The following is a 16895-nucleotide window of genomic DNA, read 5'->3' on the forward strand; positions in this document are numbered from 1 at the left end:
AGACCAGCGGGAGCAAGCTCCCTCGCCACGGTGAATTTTGTACCGACTTACAGTTGTGTTGCTTCTTATTATCATCTAATAATGAATCTCATTAGCCGAGTGAGCCCCGGTCATGAGTTCTGCCCTGCACGAACAACCCTACCTTGAAAGCTGGCGCTGGATGAGCCGTCAGATCCGTTGCGCGATGAACCCGGACGAGCCGCGGTTGATCGAGCACTACCTGGCCGAGGGCCGCTATCTGGCCTGCTGCACCGCCACCTCGCCGTGGATGATCTCCGAAACCGCCTTCCGCCTGTTGCTCGACACCGCCTCGGATGTCGCGCTGCCCTGGCATTGGCGCAGCCTCTGCCTCGACCAGGCCTGGCGCCCCCTGCGTGACCTCGAACGCCAATCACTGTGCCGCTGCCGCCTCAAGCGCTGGCAGAGCCATGCCTGGGCGCTGGCGACCTGCGCCCTGGCGCCATCGATTCCCCTTATTGAACTGGTGCAAGGATCTCCCGATGAGTAATACCCGTATCGAACGCGACAGCATGGGCGAGCTGCAGGTCCCGGTGGACGCCCTCTATGGCGCCCAGACCCAGCGTGCCGTGGATAACTTCCCGGTCAGCGGCCAGCGCATGCCGGCGCAGTTCATCCGCGCCCTGATCCTGGCCAAGGCTGCGGCCGCCCGGGCCAACGTGGAGTTGGAACAGATCAGTGCGGCCCAGGGCAAGGCCATCGTCGATGCCGCCCTGGGGCTGCTCGAAGGCCGTTTCATGGATCATTTTCCGGTGGATATCTTCCAGACCGGCTCCGGCACCAGCTCCAACATGAACGCCAACGAAGTGATCGCCACCCTCGCCAGCGGCCTGCTGGGAGAGGCGATCAACCCGAACGACCATGTCAACTGCGGCCAGAGCAGCAACGACATCATCCCCACCAGCATTCATGTCAGCGCCGCGCTGGCCTTGCATGAGCAACTGCTGCCGGCGTTGTTGCACCTGGTGCAGGTGATCGAGCGCAAGGCTGAAGAAGTCCACCCGTTCATCAAGACGGGCCGCACCCACCTGATGGACGCCATGCCGGTGCGCCTGAGCCAGGTGCTCGACGGTTGGGCGCAACAGCTCAAGGCCAATATCGGCCACTTGCAGGACCTGCTGCCGAGCCTGCAATCCCTGGCCCAGGGCGGTACGGCGGTCGGCACTGGGGTCAATGCCCATCCACGCTTCGCCGAGTTGTTCAGCCAGCAACTGACGCAATTGACCCAGGTGCAATTCACCCCGGGGAAGAACCTGTTCGCGCTGATCGGCTCCCAGGACACCGCCGTGGCGGTTTCCGGGCAGCTCAAGACCACGGCCGTGTCGCTGATGAAAATCGCCAACGACCTGCGCTGGATGAACTCCGGGCCGCTGGCGGGCCTGGGCGAGATCGAACTCGAAGGCCTGCAGCCGGGCTCCTCGATCATGCCCGGCAAGGTCAACCCGGTCATTCCTGAAGCCACTGCGATGGTCGCGGCCCAGGTGATCGGTAACGACACGGTGATCACCATTGCCGGTCAATCGGGCAACTTCGAATTGAACGTGATGTTGCCGATCATCGCCCAGAACCTGCTGAGCAGCATCGCCCTGATGTCCACCGCCAGCCGCTTGCTCGCGGACAAGGCCATCGCCACGTTCAAGGTCAACGAAGCCAGGCTCAAGGAGGCGTTGTCGCGCAACCCGATCCTGGTGACCGCGCTGAATCCGATCATCGGTTACCAGAAGGCCGCTGAAATCGCCAAGAAGGCTTATCAGCAAGGCCGACCGGTCATCGATGTCGCCCTGGAACACACCGACCTGTCTCGCAGCGAACTCGAAGTCCTGCTGGACCCGGAGAAGCTCACCGCTGGCGGCGTGTAACCCCGACACCTGTGTGGAGGACTCACCATGGAACACTGGAAACGTACGATCGAACGGGCCAATCGCTGTTTCATGCTGGGCGAGCTGGTGGATGCCCGCGAAGCCTACCTGCAAGCCCTGGCGCTGGCCCAAGTGTTGTTCGAGCGCTGGGCGGATGCCGACGAAGCAGTCGCTGCTTGCGTCGTCTCCCATCACAACCTGGCGGACCTGCACTTGCGCCTGAACCAGCCGGAGGAGAGCGCCGAATACTTGTGTGCGATCCACCAACGGCTGTTGCAGACGATGCAGGACGAACGCCTGGCTCCGGCCCTGCGCGCCGCCGCTCAGCGCCAGAGCCACAAGACCTACGTCGAACTGCTGAATTTCATCAGCGAGCACGGTGAGTACCCACGCACCCAGCGCCTGCTGCATTGCAATGCCGCTACGCCCCGGCAGCGCAATGCCCCTCTTCATTATGGAGTTCATTGAACATGGCTTTCACCTTGCCTGCATTGCCCTACGCCTACGATGCCCTGGAACCGCACATCGATGCGCAAACCATGGAGATCCATTACACCAAGCATCACCAGACCTACATCAATAACCTCAACGCGGCGGTGGACGGCACCGAATACGCCGGATGGCCCGTCGAAAAACTGGTGTCCAGCGTGGAGCAGTTGCCGCCCAGCCTGAAGGCGGCGGTGATCAACCAGGGCGGTGGCCATGCCAATCATTCGTTGTTCTGGGAGGTGATGACGCCTCAGGGCGGCGGCCTGCCCGAGGGCGCCCTGGCGGCGGCGATCGATGCGCAACTGGGTGGTATCGAGCGTTTCAAGGAAGCGTTCACCAAAGCGGCACTGACTCGTTTCGGCAGCGGCTGGGCGTGGTTGAGCGTGACCCCGCAAAAGACCCTGGTGGTGGAAAGCAGCGGCAACCAGGACAGTCCGCTGATGAATGGCAACACGCCGATTCTTGGCCTGGACGTCTGGGAGCATGCCTATTACCTGCGCTATCAGAACCGTCGTCCGGAATACATCAGCGCCTTCTACAACGTGATCAATTGGCCTGAAGTCGCCCGACGCTATCAGGCGGCGCTGGCGTCGAGTCCTTCATGAACACCCTCCAAGGCTGACTATGGATACTCAAACACTGGCGATTGGAAGCGGGCGGATGTTCCGCTATGCCTTGGGGTCATTGCTGCTGTTGGCCGGGATGACGTTGTTGGCGGCCCAGGGCCTGGCGTGGCTGGACCTGGAGCCCAGGCTGTTGCGAGCCCTTCAGGGCGGCGGACTTTGTGCCTTGGGCACCGCGCTGGGGGCCGTGCCGGTGCTGGTCATCCGGCGCATGCCCCAGGCCGTGAGCGATTCGCTGCTGGGCTTCGGTGCCGGGGTGATGCTCGCGGCCACGGCGTTTTCGCTGATCGTGCCGGGCATTGCCGCGGCCGAGCAGTTGGGATTCACGCCTTGGGCGGCCAGCGGCCTTATCTGCTTTGGCATTCTGTCGGGGGCGTTCGGGCTGTACCTGGTGGACCGCAAGGTTTCGGCCAGCCCCGAAAGGCTGGTGGCGGCACCGGGACGCCCGATCATTGCGCCGCGGATCTGGTTGTTCGTGTTCGCCATCATCGCCCACAACATTCCAGAAGGCATGGCGGTGGGCGTGTCGGCGGGCGGCGGCATGCCGGATGCCGACAGCCTGGCGATGGGCATCGCCTTGCAGGATGTCCCTGAAGGGCTGGTGATCGCGCTGGTGCTGGCTACGGCGGGTATGTCGCGGGTCAGGGCGTTCCTGATTGGCGCGGCGTCAGGGCTGGTCGAGCCCGTGTTCGCGCTGCTGTGCGCCTGGTTGGTGAGCCTGGCCGAGATGCTCTTGCCCCTGGGCCTGGCGTTGGCGGCTGGGGCGATGCTGCTGGTGGTGACCCACGAAGTCATTCCCGAATCCCGCCGCAATGGTCACGAGAAACTGGCGAGCCTGGGGTTGTTGGTGGGGTTTTGCCTGATGATGGTGCTGGATACGGCGTTGGCGTGACAGCGAAGGCGTTGAGAACACCGACACCTGCGGAGAAGGGATTTATTATCTGTGGCGAAGGGATCAGTGGGAGCAAAGCTTGCTCGCGATACAGGCGCCTCGGTTTCGGAGTTGCCGAGTCGCCTCCATCGCGAGCAAGCTTTGCTCCCACAAAAAATCCCGTTGCCACAACAAGCTCGATTCGAGTCCTGGGGCCGTTACTCGCCTTCGTCGAAATATCGGTTGATCAGGTCTACCAAGGCATTCATCGCTTCCTGCGCCTGATCCCCTTCAGTGCTCAGGTGGATCTTGGTGCCCTTGCCGGCGGCGAGCATCATCATTGCCATGATGCTTTTGCCGTCGACCGTGGACTCCGGTGTGCGGCCGACCCTGATGGTGGTGTCCTTGAACTGTCCCGCGACTCCGACAAACTTGGCCGACGCTCGGGCATGCAAACCCAGCTTGTTGATGATTTCAATTTCCTGAGCAGGCATCGCGGTGTGAATCCTTTAGCTGAGGTCGCGGTGGCGAACCTGGACATTCTTCAGGGATTGTTGCAGGAGCTGACCCAGGCGTTCGGTCAGGTAGACGGAGCGGTGGTGACCGCCGGTACAGCCGATGGCGATCGTGACATAGGCGCGGTTGCTGGCGGCAAAGCGGGGTAGCCATTTGAGCAGGTAGCTGGAGATGTCCTGGTACATTTCCTCGACGTCCGGCTGTGCGGCCAGGTAGTCGATCACCGGCTGATCGAGCCCGGACTGCTCGCGCAGTTCCGGTTTCCAATAAGGGTTGGGCAGGCAACGCACATCGAACACCAGGTCGGCGTCTACCGGCATGCCACGCTTGAAGCCGAACGACTCCACCAGGAACGCCGTGCCCGGCTCCGGTTGGTTCAGCAGGCGCAGCTTGATCGTGTCGCGCAACTGATACAGGTTCAGGTGCGTGGTGTTGACCTTCAGGTCCGCCAGGTCGGCGATCGGCCCCAATAGCTGGCTTTCATCCTCGATGGCTTCGGCCAGGGAGCGGTTGGCGTTGCTCAACGGGTGACGCCGGCGGGTTTCGGAAAAACGCTTGAGCAGCGTCTCCTCATCGGCATCCAGGTACAACACATCGCATTGAATATGCCGGCTGCGCACTTCCTCGAGCAGTTCGGGAAAGCGCGACAGGTGGCTCGGCAGGTTGCGCGCATCGATGGACACCGCCACCAGCGGCTGCGCCAGCTCGGTGTGGATCAGGGCGCGCTCGGCCAGTTCCGGCAGCAGGCCGGCGGGCAGGTTGTCGATGCAATAGTAGCCGCTGTCCTCAAGCACGTTGAGGGCCGTGCTTTTACCGGAGCCGGAGCGGCCACTGACGATGATCATGCGCATGTTTAATGACCGTTCTGCTCGTCCAGGACCACCTGGTACAGAGCTTCGTTACTCGGCGCGCTGCGCAGTTTTTCGCGCACTTCCTTGCGGTCCAGCATGCTGGCGATCTGGCGCAGCAGCTCGAGGTGCGCATCGGTCGCCGCTTCCGGAACCAGCAATACGAACAGCAGGTCGACCGGGGCGCCGTCGATGGCGTCGAAATCTATGGGGGCTTCAAGGTGCAACAGTGCGCTGATGGGCGCGGTACAACCCTTGAGGCGGCAATGGGGAATGGCGATGCCGTTGCCAAAACCGGTGGAACCGAGTTTTTCACGGGCAACCAGCGCCTCGAAGACGTCCTGCATTCCCAGATCCGGTACCTCGCGGTGGATCAGGTTGGCAGTTTGTTCGAGGGCTTTCTTTTTGCTGCCGCCCGGCGCGTTCACTAGGGAACGGCCGGGGGTCAGGATCTTTTCTAGTCGGATCATGGATTGGGGGGGTTAACGACCGGTCGCGCCCTGGAGGAGGCTCTGGGTCTTTTCCTTATGCTTTTTGAGTTGGCGATCCAGCTTGTCGGTCAGCAGGTCAATCGCGGCATACATGTCTGTGTGCTCTGCGTTGGCGACCACTTCTCCGCCGGGGATATGCAGCGTGGCTTCGATTTTCTGCAGCAGCTTCTCGACGTTCATCGTGACTTGCACGTTGGTGATCTTGTCGAAATGCCTCTCCAACCGGTCGAGTTTTTCGCCGATGTAGGTGCGCAGGGGTTCGGTCACTTCCAGTTGGTGTCCACTGATGTTGACTTGCATACAGCTTCTCCTTCGTTGCCAGTGCATAAAGCGGCAGGCAGAAATGCCTGCCACTGGAACGCTGTGGCGTGGCCTGTTACATCAACCGCTTGCGTTCGCTCGAAGGCGCGATCCCGAGGGATTCGCGGTATTTGGCGACGGTACGGCGGGCCACCTGAATGCCTTGTGCCTCCAGTAAACCAGCGATCTTGCTGTCACTCAACGGCTTTTTCTGATTTTCCGCGGCCACCAGTTTTTTGATGATCGCGCGGATGGCCGTGGACGAGCATTCGCCGCCTTCGGAGGTGCTGACATGGCTGGAGAAAAAGTATTTCAATTCATAGATGCCCCGGGGGTATGCATGAATTTCTGGGTGGTCACCCGGGAAATCGTCGACTCGTGCATGCCCACTGCCTCGGCAATGTCATGCAGGACCAACGGTTTCATCGCCTCATCGCCGTACTCCAGGAAGCCGCGCTGATGCTCGACGATCTGGGTGGCCACTTTCATCAGGGTTTCGTTGCGGCTCTGCAGGCTCTTGATGAACCAGCGGGCCTCCTGCAACTGGTTGCGCATGAAGGTGTTGTCGGCGCTGGTGTCGGCGCGCTTGACGAAGCCGGCGTACTGGGCGTTGACCCGCAGCTTGGGCACCGACTCCTGGTTGAGCTCCACCAGCCAGCGATCGTTGTGCTTGCGCACGATCACATCGGGGACCACGTACTCAGGTTCAGTGGATTCGATCTGCGAGCCGGGGCGCGGGTTGAGGCTCTGTACCAGCTCGATGACCTGGCGCAGCTCATCTTCCTTGAGCTTCATGCGTCGCATCAACTGGCTGTAGTCGCGACCGCCCAGCAGGTCGATGTAATCGGTGACCAACCGCTTGGCTTCGGCCAGCCATGGCGTCTTGGCAGGCAACTGGCGCAGTTGCAGCAGCAGGCACTCGCCCAGGTTGCGGGCGCCGATGCCGGCCGGTTCGAATTGCTGGATGCGATGGAGGACGGCTTCGATCTCGTCCAGCTCGATGTCGAGCTCGGGGTCGAAGGCTTCGAGGATTTCTTCGAGGGTCTCGTCCAGGTAGCCCTGGTTGTTGATGCAATCGATCAGGGTCACGGCGATCAGGCGATCGGTGTCGGACATCGGTGCCAGGTTCAGTTGCCACAGCAGGTGGCTTTGCAGGCTTTCGCCGGCCGAGGTACGGGTGGTGAAGTCCCACTCGTCGTCATCGCTGCTGGGCAGGTTGCTGGCGCTGGTCTGGTAGACATCTTCCCAGGCCGTGTCCACGGGCAGCTCGTTGGGGATGCGCTCGTTCCATTCGCCATCCTCGAGGTTATCCACCGTCGGGGCGGTTTCCTGGTAGGACGGTTCCGGGATCTCGGTGTTGGTCTTCTGCTCGACGTTGTCGGCCAGCGGATCGGTGTTATCGAAGTCGTCGCCTTCTTCCTGGCGTTCGAGCATCGGATTGGACTCCAGGGCCTCCTGGATTTCCTGTTGCAGGTCCAGGGTCGACAATTGGAGCAGGCGGATGGCCTGTTGCAGCTGCGGTGTCATCGTCAGCTGCTGGCCCATTCTCAAGACTAGCGATGGTTTCATGGCAGGGGCTTAACACCTTATTCGCCGGCGCACATGCGCCATCCACTACAGGGCGCCGGAGCGCCAAACTTAAGCAAATTATATGCCTGAAACCGAAGTGTTTGCCTAGAGCGTCGCCATAATAAAATTAAACGACGCCCGGGCAATTCGCCAGACACGTGTGCTTACAGGCGGAACTCATGGCCCAGGTACACTTCCTTGACCAGGTCGTTGGCCAGGATCGCGGCGGAGTCACCTTCGGCGATCAATTGGCCGTCATTGACAATGTAGGCGGTTTCGCAGATGTCCAGGGTCTCGCGCACGTTGTGGTCGGTGATCAGTACGCCGATGCCCTTGGCCTTGAGGTGATGGATGATCTGCTTGATGTCGCCCACCGAGATCGGGTCCACGCCGGCGAACGGTTCGTCGAGCAGGATGAACTTCGGTGCGGTGGCCAAGGCACGGGCGATTTCCACACGGCGCCGTTCGCCGCCCGACAGGCTCATGCCCAGGTTGTCGCGAATGTGGTTGATGTGGAATTCCTGCAGCAGGCTTTCCAGCTCCTGGCGACGGCCGGCCTTGTCGAGCTCCTTGCGGGTCTCGAGGATCGCCATGATGTTGTCGGCAACCGACAGTTTGCGGAAGATCGACGCTTCTTGCGGCAAATAGCCGATGCCGGCCTTCGCCCGGCCGTGCATCGGCTGGTGGCTGACATCCAGGTCGTCGATCAGCACGCGCCCCTGATCGGCCTGGACCAGGCCGACGATCATATAGAAGCAGGTGGTCTTGCCCGCGCCATTGGGGCCGAGCAGGCCGACGATCTGGCCGCTGTCGATGGACAGGCTGACATCACGCACGACTTGCCGGCCCTTGTAGCTCTTGGCCAAGTGCTGGGCTTTCAGAGTTGCCATTACTGGGCCTTCTGCTCGGTTTTCTTTTTAGGCTGGATCACCATGTCGATCCGCGGACGCTGCTCGGTCACTTTGCTGCCGGTGGCGCGGCCGGCGCTGGCCAGTTTCTTGACGGTGTCGTAGACGATTTTCTCGCCCTGGGTGACGTTGTTGTCCTTGTCGACGACCTTGGCACGGTCGATCAGGACCACGCGGTCCTGGGAGGCGTGGTATTGGATGGTGACCCCGTAGCCCTGTACCGGCTTGGTATCGCCCGCGGTTTGCAGCTGCTCGAAATAGGCCAGGTTGCCCACCGAGGTCACCACATCGATATCGCCGGTCGGGGTGCGGGTGATGGTCACGGTGTTGCCGGTGACCTTCATCGAGCCCTGGGTGATGATCACGTCGCCTTTATAGGTGGCGACGCCATTCTTGTCGTCGAGTTGGGCGTCGTCGGCCTGGATGCGGATAGGCTGGTCGCGGTCGTTGGGAAGAGCCCAGGCGCTCGCGCTTCCCAGTGCTGCGCCCAGACTGAGCAAAATAGGGAGGGTTTTAGCGAGCTTCATACTGTCCTCTTACGTTCGATAGCAGGTGTATCCTGCTTTCCTTCAAATACGCTTTCATGCCCGTGCCGGTCGATACACCCCCGGCGCCGTCGATTCTAACGGGTTGCTCGGTCTGCGCATATTCTTGCTGTGGGAACACGGTCATGCGTGTGCTGGTGATGATGGTCGTGCGGTTTTTCTCGTCGGTTCGGGCGACGCGTACCGAGTCGATCAGCTCCACTTCGGTGCCGCCGGAATTGACTTCGGCGTGCTCGCTCTGCACGTGCCACGGGAATTCGGTGCCGCGGAACATGTTCAGGTCCGGCTTGGTGACCAGCGTAATGTCAGTGGCCTTTACGTGGTCAACCTTGTCGGACGTCATCTCATACTGCACTTTGCCGTCGGGCAGGTACTGCAGGGTATGGGTGTTGGTCGCGTACCAGTCGATCCGTTCCTCGACCTGGGCCGCAGGCTGGTCGAGAAACCGTTCGGGGCTGATGTTCCAATAGCCCACCGCGGCGAAAATCGCCGCGATACAGGCAAACACCACAATGGTGCGAATCTTTTTGCTCAGCATAAATGGCTCACAGGTACGCGGCGTTGGCCGCTTCGAGGCGGCCCTGGGCACGCAGGATCAGTTCACAGAATTCGCGGGCAGCACCTTCGCCACCTCGCGCCGTGGTGATGCCGTGGGCATGCTCGCGCACGAAGCTGGCCGCGTTGGCGACCGCCATGCCCAGGCCGACCCGGCGAATCACCGGCAGGTCTGGCAGGTCGTCACCGAGGTAGGCCACCTGTTCATAGCTTAGGTTGAGTTGACCCAGAAGCTCGTCCAGCACCACCAGTTTGTCTTCGCGTCCCTGGTAAAGGTGCGGGATGCCGAGGTTCTTCGCACGCCGTTCGACCACCGGGGTCTTGCGGCCGCTGATGATAGCGGTCTGTACGCCGGCGGCCATCAACATCTTGATGCCTTGGCCGTCGAGGGTGTTGAAAGTCTTGAATTCGCTGCCGTCTTCGAGGAAGTACAGGCGGCCGTCGGTCAGCACGCCGTCCACATCGAACACGGCCAGCTTGATGGCTTTGCCACGTTGCAACAGGTCTGTGTTCATTTACATGACTCCCGCACGCAGCAGATCGTGCATGTTCAGGGCGCCCACCGGACGGTCTTCGTCATCGACGACCACCAGGGCGCTGATCTTGTGGTCTTCCATGATTTTCAGGGCCTCGGCGGCGAGCATCTCGGCGCGGGCGGTCTTGCCGTGGGGGGTCATGACTTGCTCGATGGTCGCACTGTGGATGTCGATGGTGCGGTCCAGGGTGCGACGCAGGTCGCCGTCGGTGAAGATCCCGGCGAGCTTGCCGTCGGCTTCGAGAATAACCGTCATGCCCAGGCCCTTGCGAGTCATCTCCATGAGCGCGTCCTTGAGCAGCGTGCCGCGCACGACCTGTGGCAGTTCCTGGCCGGCGTGCATCACGTTTTCGACTTTCAGCAGCAGGCGACGGCCGAGGGCGCCACCGGGATGGGAAAAGGCGAAGTCTTCCGCAGTGAAGCCCCGGGCTTCCAGCAGCGCCACGGCCAGGGCGTCGCCCATGACCAGGGCCGCGGTGGTGGAGGAGGTTGGCGCCAGGTTCAATGGGCAGGCCTCGTGCTCGACATGCACATTGAGGTTCACTTCGGCGGCCTTGGCCAGCGGCGAGTCGGGGTTGCCGGTCACGCTGATCAACTGGATGCCCAGGCGCTTGATCAGCGGCAGCAGGGTGATGATCTCGTTGGTGGAGCCGGAGTTGGACAGGGCCAGGATGATGTCGTCCCGGGTGATCATGCCCATGTCGCCATGACTGGCTTCGGCCGGATGGACGAAAAAGGCCGTGGTGCCGGTGCTGGCGAGGGTGGCGGCGATCTTGTTGCCGATGTGCCCGGACTTGCCCATGCCGACCACGACGACGCGGCCCTTGCTGGCCAGAATCATCTCGCAGGCGCGTACGAAATCAGCGTCGATATGGGGCAGCAAGCCTTGCACGGCTTCGAGCTCGAGGCGGATGGTACGTTGTGCCGATTGAATCAGGTCGCTGGATTGGCTCATGTCTGAAATCGTATAGCCCGATGAAAAGGTGGCGATTATAGCGGTAATGAACAATTCCCTCACGTAAGTTCGTCATGCTTTGTTCAAGGGGCCGCAACGTTTGACATAAAATGTGGCTTTTACCTTAAGCCAGGCTTAACGGGCGGGGCGTTGGCCTTGGGCGCTTGGCTGTTGCAGTGATATAGTTCGCCGCCGGTTCGCGTGCCCGGCGGTGCCGGCGCTTGTCGGCTGCCCAGGGCATTCGAATGTGAGGCTGCATCGCAAGGAGTTTAGATGAGTGCCGACAACGCCTACGCGGTCGAGCTGAAGGGACTGTCCTTCAAGCGAGGGACGCGCAGCATTTTCAATGACATCGATATTCGCATACCACGGGGCAAGGTCACCGGCATCATGGGGCCCTCCGGGTGTGGCAAGACCACGCTGCTGCGGCTGATGGGCGCGCAGCTGCGTCCCAGCGCCGGCGAAGTCTGGGTCAATGGCCAGAATCTTCCCCAATTGTCTCGCAGCGACCTGTTCGATGCGCGCAAGCACATGGGCGTGCTGTTCCAGAGCGGCGCGCTGTTCACCGACCTCGATGTGTTCGAGAACGTGGCGTTTCCGCTGCGGGTCCATACCGACCTGCCGGAAGAGATGATCCGCGACATCGTCCTGCTCAAGTTGCAGGCCGTCGGGCTGCGTGGCGCCATCGACCTGATGCCCGACGAGCTGTCCGGCGGCATGAAGCGGCGGGTCGCGCTGGCGCGGGCGATTGCCCTCGATCCGAAGATCCTCATGTACGACGAACCCTTCGTCGGCCAGGACCCGATCGCCATGGGTGTGCTCGTGCGCCTGATCCGCCTGCTCAACGATGCACTGGGCATCACCAGTATCGTGGTCTCCCATGACCTGGCCGAAACCGCCAGCATTGCCGACTACATCTATGTGGTCGGCGATGGCCAGGTGCTGGGGCAGGGCACACCGCAGGAACTGGCGGATTCGGACAACCCGCGTATTCGCCAATTCATGAAGGGTGATCCGGACGGGCCGGTGGCGTTCCATTTTCCGGCCACGGATTACCGTACCGATCTGCTGGGGAAGCGCTGATGCGCAAGAAATCACTGTTGGAAAGAATTCGTCTGTTCGGTCGCTCCGGCATCGATGTGGTGGCGGTGCTGGGCCGTTCCTCGCTGTTCCTGATGCACGCCTTGCTCGGTCGCAACGCGACAGGCGGCGGCTTTGGCCTGCTGGTCAAGCAGTTGCACTCGGTGGGCGTGATGTCCCTGGTGATCATCGTGGTCTCCGGGATCTTCATCGGCATGGTGCTGGCGCTGCAGGGCTTCAGCATTTTGTCCAGCTACGGTTCGGAGCAGGCGGTGGGGCAGATGGTCGCCCTGACGCTGCTGCGTGAGCTGGGCCCCGTGGTGACGGCGCTGCTGTTCGCCGGGCGAGCCGGTTCGGCGCTGACGGCTGAAATCGGTAACATGAAGTCCACCGAGCAGTTGTCCAGCCTGGAAATGATCGGTGTCGACCCACTCAAGTACATCATTGCCCCGCGCCTGTGGGCCGGCTTCATTTCCCTGCCGGTGCTGGCGATGATTTTCAGCGTCGTGGGGATCTGGGGCGGCTCCTGGGTGGCCGTCGACTGGCTGGGGGTCTATGAAGGGTCCTACTGGTCGAACATGCAAAACAGTGTCGACTTCCTCGACGATGTCCTCAATGGCGTGATCAAAAGTGCCGTGTTCGCGTTCGTCGTGACCTGGATCGCCGTGTTTCAAGGCTATGACTGTGAGCCCACTTCAGAGGGGATCAGCCGTGCCACAACCAAGACCGTGGTGTACGCCTCGCTGGCGGTCCTGGGCCTTGACTTTATTCTGACCGCCTTGATGTTTGGAGATTTCTGATGCAAAACCGCACCCTGGAAATCGGTGTCGGCCTTTTCTTGCTGGCTGGCATCCTGGCTTTGCTGCTGCTGGCCTTGCGGGTCAGTGGCCTGGCGCCGACGGCAAGCACCGATACTTATAAACTTTATGCCAACTTCGACAATATCGCCGGTTTGACGGTCAGAGCCAAGGTGACCATGGCCGGTGTGACCATCGGCAAGGTCACGGCAATCGATCTGAACCGCGAGGATTTCACCGGTCGGGTGACGCTGCAGCTGGAAAAGCGCGTGGACAACCTGCCGACTGACTCCACTGCATCTATCCTCACGGCCGGGCTGCTGGGCGAGAAATACATTGGCATCAGCGTGGGAGGGGAAGACACCGTGCTCAAGGACGGCGGCGTCATCCATGACACGCAGTCGTCCCTGGTGCTCGAGGACCTGATCGGTAAATTCCTGCTCAATACCGTTAGCAAAGACGCCAAATGAGGAGCTTTTGAATGATCTCTATCTTGCGACGTAGCCTGTTGGTGCTGCTCGCGGCGCTGCCGTTGATGGCCAACGCAGTGGCCGCGCCTTCGGCCCATGACATCATCCAGGACACGACCACCCGGTTGTTGGCGGACCTTGCCGCCAATAAAGAGAAATACAAGCAGGACCCCAGCGCGTTCTATGACGCGCTGAATGGCATCGTCGGCCCTGTGGTGGACGCCGATGGCATCTCCAAGAGCATCATGACCGTCAAGTACTCGCGCAAGGCAACCCCGGCGCAGATGACCCGCTTCCAGGAGAACTTCAAGCGCAGCCTGATGCAGTTCTATGGCAACGCCTTGCTGGAATACAACAACCAGGGCATCACCGTTTCCCCGGCCAAGGACGAAAGCGGCACCCGCACCAGCGTCGACATGCAGGTCAAGGGCAACAATGGCGCGGTCTACCCTGTGTCCTACACGCTGGAGAAGATCAACAGCGAGTGGAAAGTGCGCAACGTGATCATCAACGGCATCAACATTGGCAAGCTGTTCCGCGATCAGTTCGCTGACGCGATGCAGCGCAATGGCAACGACCTGGACAAGACCATCGACGGTTGGGCCGGCGAAGTCGCCAAGGCCAAGGAAGTGACCGAAGAAGCCAAAGAGAAGCAGGAACAATGATCGAGTCGGTGAGTGAGTCGGCCGTTCGTCTGGGCGGCGCCGGTGAGCTGCTGCTCAGTGGCGTGCTGGACTACCGCACCGGCCCGGCCTTGCGCAAGCAGGGCCAGGCGCTGATCAAGTCCGTCGGTGCCGCCGAGGTGGTCATTGACTGCTCGGCAGTGCAGAAGTCCAGCAGTGTCGGCTTGTCGCTGCTGCTGTGCTTCATGCGGGACGCCAAGGCGGCTGGCAAAACGTGGAGCATCCGTGGGATGCCCGAAGACATGCGCGAAATAGCCCAGGTCAGCGAGCTGACCGAGCTGTTGGCGCACTCCTGACCACATTGTTGGAAAAGTCCCCCCGTCAGAGTCCTGCTTCGCGGGGTTCGCAGGCGCGGGGCTTTTTTGTATGATGTGCGACCCGCGCGCACAGGGCGCCGATTGAGGTTGAGCATGCAGGCTGTAGAAGTGAAGAGCTTCCTTGAAGGAAAGCTGCCTGGTACGCAGGTGGAAGTTGAAGGCGAAGGCTGCAACTTCCAGCTGAACGTGATCAGCGATGAACTGGCGGCATTGAGCCCAGTGAAGCGTCAGCAGAGCATCTATGCCCATTTGAACCCATGGATTGCCGATGGCAGCATCCACGCGGTCACGATGAAATTTTTCAGCAGCGCGGCCTGGGCCGAGCGCACCTGAGCCCAAGGGCCTCGAGATTCTTATGGATAAACTGATTATTACCGGCGGCGTTCGTCTTGATGGCGAAATCCGTATCTCCGGGGCAAAGAACTCCGCCCTGCCAATCCTGGCCGCAACCCTGCTGTGCGATGGTCCTGTGACCGTGGCCAACCTGCCGCACCTGCACGACATCACCACGATGATCGAGCTGTTCGGCCGCATGGGTATCGAGCCGGTGATCGACGAGAAGCTCAGCGTCGAGATCGACCCACGCACCATCAAGACCCTGATCGCTCCGTACGAGCTGGTGAAAACCATGCGTGCGTCGATCCTGGTGCTGGGCCCGATGGTCGCCCGTTTCGGTGAAGCCGAAGTCGCCTTGCCTGGCGGTTGCGCCATCGGCTCGCGTCCGGTGGACCTGCACATCCGCGGCCTGGAAGCCATGGGCGCGGTGATCGACGTCGAAGGTGGCTACATCAAGGCCAAGGCGCCGGAAGGCGGCTTGCGCGGCGCGCACTTCTTCTTCGATACCGTCAGCGTGACCGGTACCGAGAACATCATGATGGCCGCCGCACTGGCCAAGGGCCGCAGCGTGCTGCAAAACGCTGCCCGCGAACCTGAAGTGGTCGACCTGGCGAACTTCCTGATCGCCATGGGCGCCAAGATCAGCGGTGCCGGTACTGACACCATCACCATCGATGGCGTCGAGCGCCTGCATTCGGCCACCTACAAGGTGATGCCGGATCGGATTGAAACCGGCACCTACCTGGTGGCCGCTGCCGTCACCGGTGGCCGCGTCAAGGTCAAGGACACCGATCCGACCATCCTCGAAGCCGTCCTGGAGAAGCTCAAGGAAGCCGGTGCCGAAGTCACCTGCGGCGAAGACTGGATCGAAGTGAACATGCACGGCAAGCGGCCCAAGGCTGTCAACGTGCGGACCGCTCCATACCCGGCGTTCCCGACCGACATGCAGGCGCAGTTCATCTCCCTCAACGCCATTGCCGAAGGCACGGGCGCGGTCATCGAGACGATCTTCGAAAACCGCTTCATGCACGTCTATGAACTGCATCGCATGGGCGCCAAGATCCAGGTCGAAGGCAACACGGCCATCGTCACCGGCACCGAGAAGCTCAAGGGCGCGCCAGTGATGGCCACCGACCTGCGGGCCTCGGCCAGCCTGGTCATTTCGGCCCTGGTTGCCGAAGGCGATACCCTGATCGACCGCATCTACCACATCGACCGTGGCTACGAGTGCATCGAAGAAAAACTGCAGATGCTCGGCGCCAAGATCCGCCGCGTGCCGGGCTAGTTCCGGCTGCATGGGCGCAGGGACGCGTCCGTTGATTTCGTTTTATCGAGGGTGTTTGCACCCTCGATGTGTGTCCGGCGCCGTTTGCGACCGGGCATGAGTACCTTGATAAGGACTGACGTTTCCCATGTTGACCATCGCACTGTCCAAGGGCCGCATCCTTGACGACACCCTGCCGCTTCTGGCTGAAGCGGGCATCGTGCCGACCGAGAATCCGGACAAGAGCCGCAAGCTGATCATCCCCACGACCCAGGCCGACGTGCGCTTGCTGATCGTGCGTGCCACCGATGTGCCGACCTATGTGGAACACGGTGCCGCCGACCTGGGCGTTGCCGGCAAGGACGTGCTGATGGAATACGGCGGCCAGGGCCTGTACGAGCCCCTGGACCTGCGGATCGCCCGTTGCAAGCTGATGACCGCCGGTAAAGTCGGCGCGCCGGAGCCCAAGGGGCGTTTGCGCGTGGCGACCAAGTTCGTCAACATTGCCAAGCGTTATTACGCCGAGCAGGGCCGTCAGGTCGACATCATCAAGCTGTACGGTTCGATGGAGCTGGCGCCGCTGATCGGCCTGGCGGACAAGATCATCGACGTGGTCGACACCGGCAACACCCTGCGGGCCAACGGTCTGGAACCCCAGGATTTCATTGCTGACATCACCTCCCGGCTGATCGTCAACAAGGCGTCGATGAAAATGCAGCATGCTCGTATCCAGGCTCTGATCGATACCCTGCGCAAGGCAGTGGAATCGCGACACCGCGGCTGATTCACCTGCGCGACCTTGAGTCGCGCCCGTCTATCCGTGTCATAGCCAATTTTCTCAGGTGCCCACGCGAATGGACTGGTAG

At 61.4% G+C, this 16895-nt stretch carries 22 protein-coding genes and 1 pseudogene; 13 read left to right on the top strand and 10 right to left on the bottom strand.

The window, feature by feature from the left end; genetic code table 11:
• Positions 1 to 112: 112 nt before the first annotated feature.
• Genes ACZ5M5_RS04945 through ACZ5M5_RS04965 form a run of 5 tightly spaced genes read left to right on the top strand, consistent with a single transcriptional unit; the run spans position 113 to position 3881 of the window.
• Positions 113 to 508, top strand: a complete 396-nt coding sequence (locus ACZ5M5_RS04945; protein ID WP_053118468.1) for a hypothetical protein — start codon at positions 113 to 115, stop codon at positions 506 to 508.
• Entirely contained in the window at positions 501 to 1877 is a 1377-nt protein-coding gene (locus ACZ5M5_RS04950; protein WP_060739164.1) for a class II fumarate hydratase, read from the top strand. The genes ACZ5M5_RS04945 and ACZ5M5_RS04950 overlap by 8 nt, the downstream gene beginning before the upstream one ends.
• 27 nt (positions 1878 to 1904) lie before the next feature.
• A complete protein-coding gene (locus ACZ5M5_RS04955; protein WP_072410865.1) occupies positions 1905 to 2345 on the top strand; it encodes a hypothetical protein in 441 nt (146 codons plus the stop codon).
• 2 nt (positions 2346 to 2347) lie between these two features.
• A complete protein-coding gene (locus ACZ5M5_RS04960) occupies positions 2348 to 2971 on the top strand; it encodes a superoxide dismutase (RefSeq protein ID WP_060739162.1) in 624 nt (207 codons plus the stop codon).
• Between the two features lie 19 nt (positions 2972 to 2990).
• Complete coding sequence (locus ACZ5M5_RS04965; RefSeq protein ID WP_060739161.1) at positions 2991 to 3881, top strand: ZIP family metal transporter; 891 nt, start codon at positions 2991 to 2993, stop codon at positions 3879 to 3881.
• 197 nt (positions 3882 to 4078) lie between these two features.
• Here the strand turns inward: ACZ5M5_RS04965 and ACZ5M5_RS04970 are convergent, their stop codons facing one another.
• The 10 genes and pseudogenes from ACZ5M5_RS04970 to ACZ5M5_RS05015 form a co-directional block, all read right to left on the bottom strand.
• The gene (locus ACZ5M5_RS04970; protein WP_060739160.1) at positions 4079 to 4354 is read right to left on the bottom strand and encodes an HPr family phosphocarrier protein; all 276 of its coding nucleotides are present in this window, start codon (positions 4352 to 4354) and stop codon (positions 4079 to 4081) included.
• Positions 4355 to 4369: 15 nt separating this feature from the next.
• The gene (rapZ, locus tag ACZ5M5_RS04975; protein ID WP_018613998.1) at positions 4370 to 5227 is read right to left on the bottom strand and encodes an RNase adapter RapZ; all 858 of its coding nucleotides are present in this window, start codon (positions 5225 to 5227) and stop codon (positions 4370 to 4372) included.
• A 2-nt stretch (positions 5228 to 5229) separates the two neighbouring features.
• Positions 5230 to 5694 (bottom strand): PTS IIA-like nitrogen regulatory protein PtsN, encoded by a 465-nt coding sequence (gene ptsN, locus ACZ5M5_RS04980; protein WP_060739159.1) that lies wholly within the window; start codon positions 5692 to 5694, stop codon positions 5230 to 5232.
• 12 nt (positions 5695 to 5706) lie between these two features.
• Positions 5707 to 6015 carry a ribosome hibernation-promoting factor, HPF/YfiA family gene (gene hpf / locus ACZ5M5_RS04985; RefSeq protein ID WP_003178005.1) on the bottom strand — a complete coding sequence of 103 codons (309 nt, stop codon included), beginning with the start codon at positions 6013 to 6015 and terminating at the stop codon, positions 5707 to 5709.
• Between the two features lie 76 nt (positions 6016 to 6091).
• Positions 6092 to 7584: pseudogene (locus ACZ5M5_RS04990) on the bottom strand (RNA polymerase factor sigma-54).
• Between the two features lie 164 nt (positions 7585 to 7748).
• Positions 7749 to 8474: an LPS export ABC transporter ATP-binding protein gene (gene lptB, locus ACZ5M5_RS04995; RefSeq protein WP_060739157.1), complete on the bottom strand. Its 726-nt coding sequence runs from the start codon at positions 8472 to 8474 to the stop codon at positions 7749 to 7751.
• A complete protein-coding gene (gene lptA / locus ACZ5M5_RS05000; protein ID WP_060739156.1) occupies positions 8474 to 9019 on the bottom strand; it encodes a lipopolysaccharide transport periplasmic protein LptA in 546 nt (181 codons plus the stop codon). The genes lptB and lptA overlap by 1 nt, the downstream gene beginning before the upstream one ends.
• Positions 9006 to 9575, bottom strand: a complete 570-nt coding sequence (lptC, locus tag ACZ5M5_RS05005; RefSeq protein WP_060739155.1) for an LPS export ABC transporter periplasmic protein LptC — start codon at positions 9573 to 9575, stop codon at positions 9006 to 9008. Before lptC ends, lptA begins: the two co-directional genes overlap by 14 nt.
• A gap of 7 nt (positions 9576 to 9582) precedes the next feature.
• A complete protein-coding gene (locus ACZ5M5_RS05010) occupies positions 9583 to 10107 on the bottom strand; it encodes a KdsC family phosphatase (RefSeq protein WP_060739154.1) in 525 nt (174 codons plus the stop codon).
• Positions 10108 to 11082 carry a KpsF/GutQ family sugar-phosphate isomerase gene (locus tag ACZ5M5_RS05015; RefSeq protein WP_060739153.1) on the bottom strand — a complete coding sequence of 325 codons (975 nt, stop codon included), beginning with the start codon at positions 11080 to 11082 and terminating at the stop codon, positions 10108 to 10110. It abuts the gene before it with no gap.
• A gap of 273 nt (positions 11083 to 11355) precedes the next feature.
• Between ACZ5M5_RS05015 and ACZ5M5_RS05020 the strand changes: the two genes are divergently transcribed.
• The 8 genes from ACZ5M5_RS05020 (at position 11356) to hisG (ending at position 16813) form a co-directional block, all read left to right on the top strand.
• On the top strand, positions 11356 to 12165 hold the full coding sequence (locus ACZ5M5_RS05020) for an ATP-binding cassette domain-containing protein (RefSeq protein ID WP_092205009.1): 810 nt from the start codon (positions 11356 to 11358) through the stop codon (positions 12163 to 12165).
• Positions 12165 to 12962 (top strand): lipid asymmetry maintenance ABC transporter permease subunit MlaE, encoded by a 798-nt coding sequence (mlaE, locus tag ACZ5M5_RS05025; RefSeq protein WP_072346977.1) that lies wholly within the window; start codon positions 12165 to 12167, stop codon positions 12960 to 12962. Before ACZ5M5_RS05020 ends, mlaE begins: the two co-directional genes overlap by 1 nt.
• The gene (gene mlaD / locus ACZ5M5_RS05030; protein ID WP_003178020.1) at positions 12962 to 13429 is read left to right on the top strand and encodes an outer membrane lipid asymmetry maintenance protein MlaD; all 468 of its coding nucleotides are present in this window, start codon (positions 12962 to 12964) and stop codon (positions 13427 to 13429) included. The genes mlaE and mlaD overlap by 1 nt, the downstream gene beginning before the upstream one ends.
• 11 nt (positions 13430 to 13440) lie before the next feature.
• Complete coding sequence (locus tag ACZ5M5_RS05035; RefSeq protein ID WP_060739150.1) at positions 13441 to 14094, top strand: MlaC/ttg2D family ABC transporter substrate-binding protein; 654 nt, start codon at positions 13441 to 13443, stop codon at positions 14092 to 14094.
• Between the two features lie 8 nt (positions 14095 to 14102).
• Positions 14103 to 14408: an STAS domain-containing protein gene (locus ACZ5M5_RS05040; RefSeq protein ID WP_072410951.1), complete on the top strand. Its 306-nt coding sequence runs from the start codon at positions 14103 to 14105 to the stop codon at positions 14406 to 14408.
• 114 nt (positions 14409 to 14522) lie between these two features.
• Positions 14523 to 14762 (top strand): BolA family protein, encoded by a 240-nt coding sequence (locus ACZ5M5_RS05045; RefSeq protein WP_007953556.1) that lies wholly within the window; start codon positions 14523 to 14525, stop codon positions 14760 to 14762.
• 22 nt (positions 14763 to 14784) lie between these two features.
• On the top strand, positions 14785 to 16050 hold the full coding sequence (murA, locus tag ACZ5M5_RS05050; RefSeq protein ID WP_018614024.1) for a UDP-N-acetylglucosamine 1-carboxyvinyltransferase: 1266 nt from the start codon (positions 14785 to 14787) through the stop codon (positions 16048 to 16050).
• A 127-nt stretch (positions 16051 to 16177) separates the two neighbouring features.
• Positions 16178 to 16813, top strand: coding sequence for an ATP phosphoribosyltransferase (gene hisG, locus ACZ5M5_RS05055; RefSeq protein ID WP_047228656.1), 636 nt, complete (start codon positions 16178 to 16180; stop codon positions 16811 to 16813).
• The last annotated feature ends 82 nt before the right edge of the window (positions 16814 to 16895 follow it).

The sequence above is a fragment of the Pseudomonas sp. Van50 genome (assembly GCF_055390755.1).

Bases quoted from the DNA above. Each gene is read 5' to 3' on its own strand.
- ACZ5M5_RS04945 (WP_053118468.1), top strand. From the start codon at position 113: ATGAGTTCTGCCCTGCACGAACAACCCTACCTTGAAAGCTGGCGCTGG.
- ACZ5M5_RS04950 (WP_060739164.1), top strand. From the start codon at position 501: ATGAGTAATACCCGTATCGAACGCGACAGCATGGGCGAGCTGCAGGTC.
- ACZ5M5_RS04955 (WP_072410865.1), top strand. From the start codon at position 1,905: ATGGAACACTGGAAACGTACGATCGAACGGGCCAATCGCTGTTTCATG.
- ACZ5M5_RS04960 (WP_060739162.1), top strand. From the start codon at position 2,348: ATGGCTTTCACCTTGCCTGCATTGCCCTACGCCTACGATGCCCTGGAA.
- ACZ5M5_RS04965 (WP_060739161.1), top strand. From the start codon at position 2,991: ATGGATACTCAAACACTGGCGATTGGAAGCGGGCGGATGTTCCGCTAT.
- ACZ5M5_RS04970 (WP_060739160.1), bottom strand. From the start codon at position 4,354: ATGCCTGCTCAGGAAATTGAAATCATCAACAAGCTGGGTTTGCATGCC.
- rapZ (WP_018613998.1), bottom strand. From the start codon at position 5,227: ATGCGCATGATCATCGTCAGTGGCCGCTCCGGCTCCGGTAAAAGCACG.
- ptsN (WP_060739159.1), bottom strand. From the start codon at position 5,694: ATGATCCGACTAGAAAAGATCCTGACCCCCGGCCGTTCCCTAGTGAAC.
- hpf (WP_003178005.1), bottom strand. From the start codon at position 6,015: ATGCAAGTCAACATCAGTGGACACCAACTGGAAGTGACCGAACCCCTG.
- lptB (WP_060739157.1), bottom strand. From the start codon at position 8,474: ATGGCAACTCTGAAAGCCCAGCACTTGGCCAAGAGCTACAAGGGCCGG.
- lptA (WP_060739156.1), bottom strand. From the start codon at position 9,019: ATGAAGCTCGCTAAAACCCTCCCTATTTTGCTCAGTCTGGGCGCAGCA.
- lptC (WP_060739155.1), bottom strand. From the start codon at position 9,575: ATGCTGAGCAAAAAGATTCGCACCATTGTGGTGTTTGCCTGTATCGCG.
- ACZ5M5_RS05010 (WP_060739154.1), bottom strand. From the start codon at position 10,107: ATGAACACAGACCTGTTGCAACGTGGCAAAGCCATCAAGCTGGCCGTG.
- ACZ5M5_RS05015 (WP_060739153.1), bottom strand. From the start codon at position 11,082: ATGAGCCAATCCAGCGACCTGATTCAATCGGCACAACGTACCATCCGC.
- ACZ5M5_RS05020 (WP_092205009.1), top strand. From the start codon at position 11,356: ATGAGTGCCGACAACGCCTACGCGGTCGAGCTGAAGGGACTGTCCTTC.
- mlaE (WP_072346977.1), top strand. From the start codon at position 12,165: ATGCGCAAGAAATCACTGTTGGAAAGAATTCGTCTGTTCGGTCGCTCC.
- mlaD (WP_003178020.1), top strand. From the start codon at position 12,962: ATGCAAAACCGCACCCTGGAAATCGGTGTCGGCCTTTTCTTGCTGGCT.
- ACZ5M5_RS05035 (WP_060739150.1), top strand. From the start codon at position 13,441: ATGATCTCTATCTTGCGACGTAGCCTGTTGGTGCTGCTCGCGGCGCTG.
- ACZ5M5_RS05045 (WP_007953556.1), top strand. From the start codon at position 14,523: ATGCAGGCTGTAGAAGTGAAGAGCTTCCTTGAAGGAAAGCTGCCTGGT.
- murA (WP_018614024.1), top strand. From the start codon at position 14,785: ATGGATAAACTGATTATTACCGGCGGCGTTCGTCTTGATGGCGAAATC.
- hisG (WP_047228656.1), top strand. From the start codon at position 16,178: ATGTTGACCATCGCACTGTCCAAGGGCCGCATCCTTGACGACACCCTG.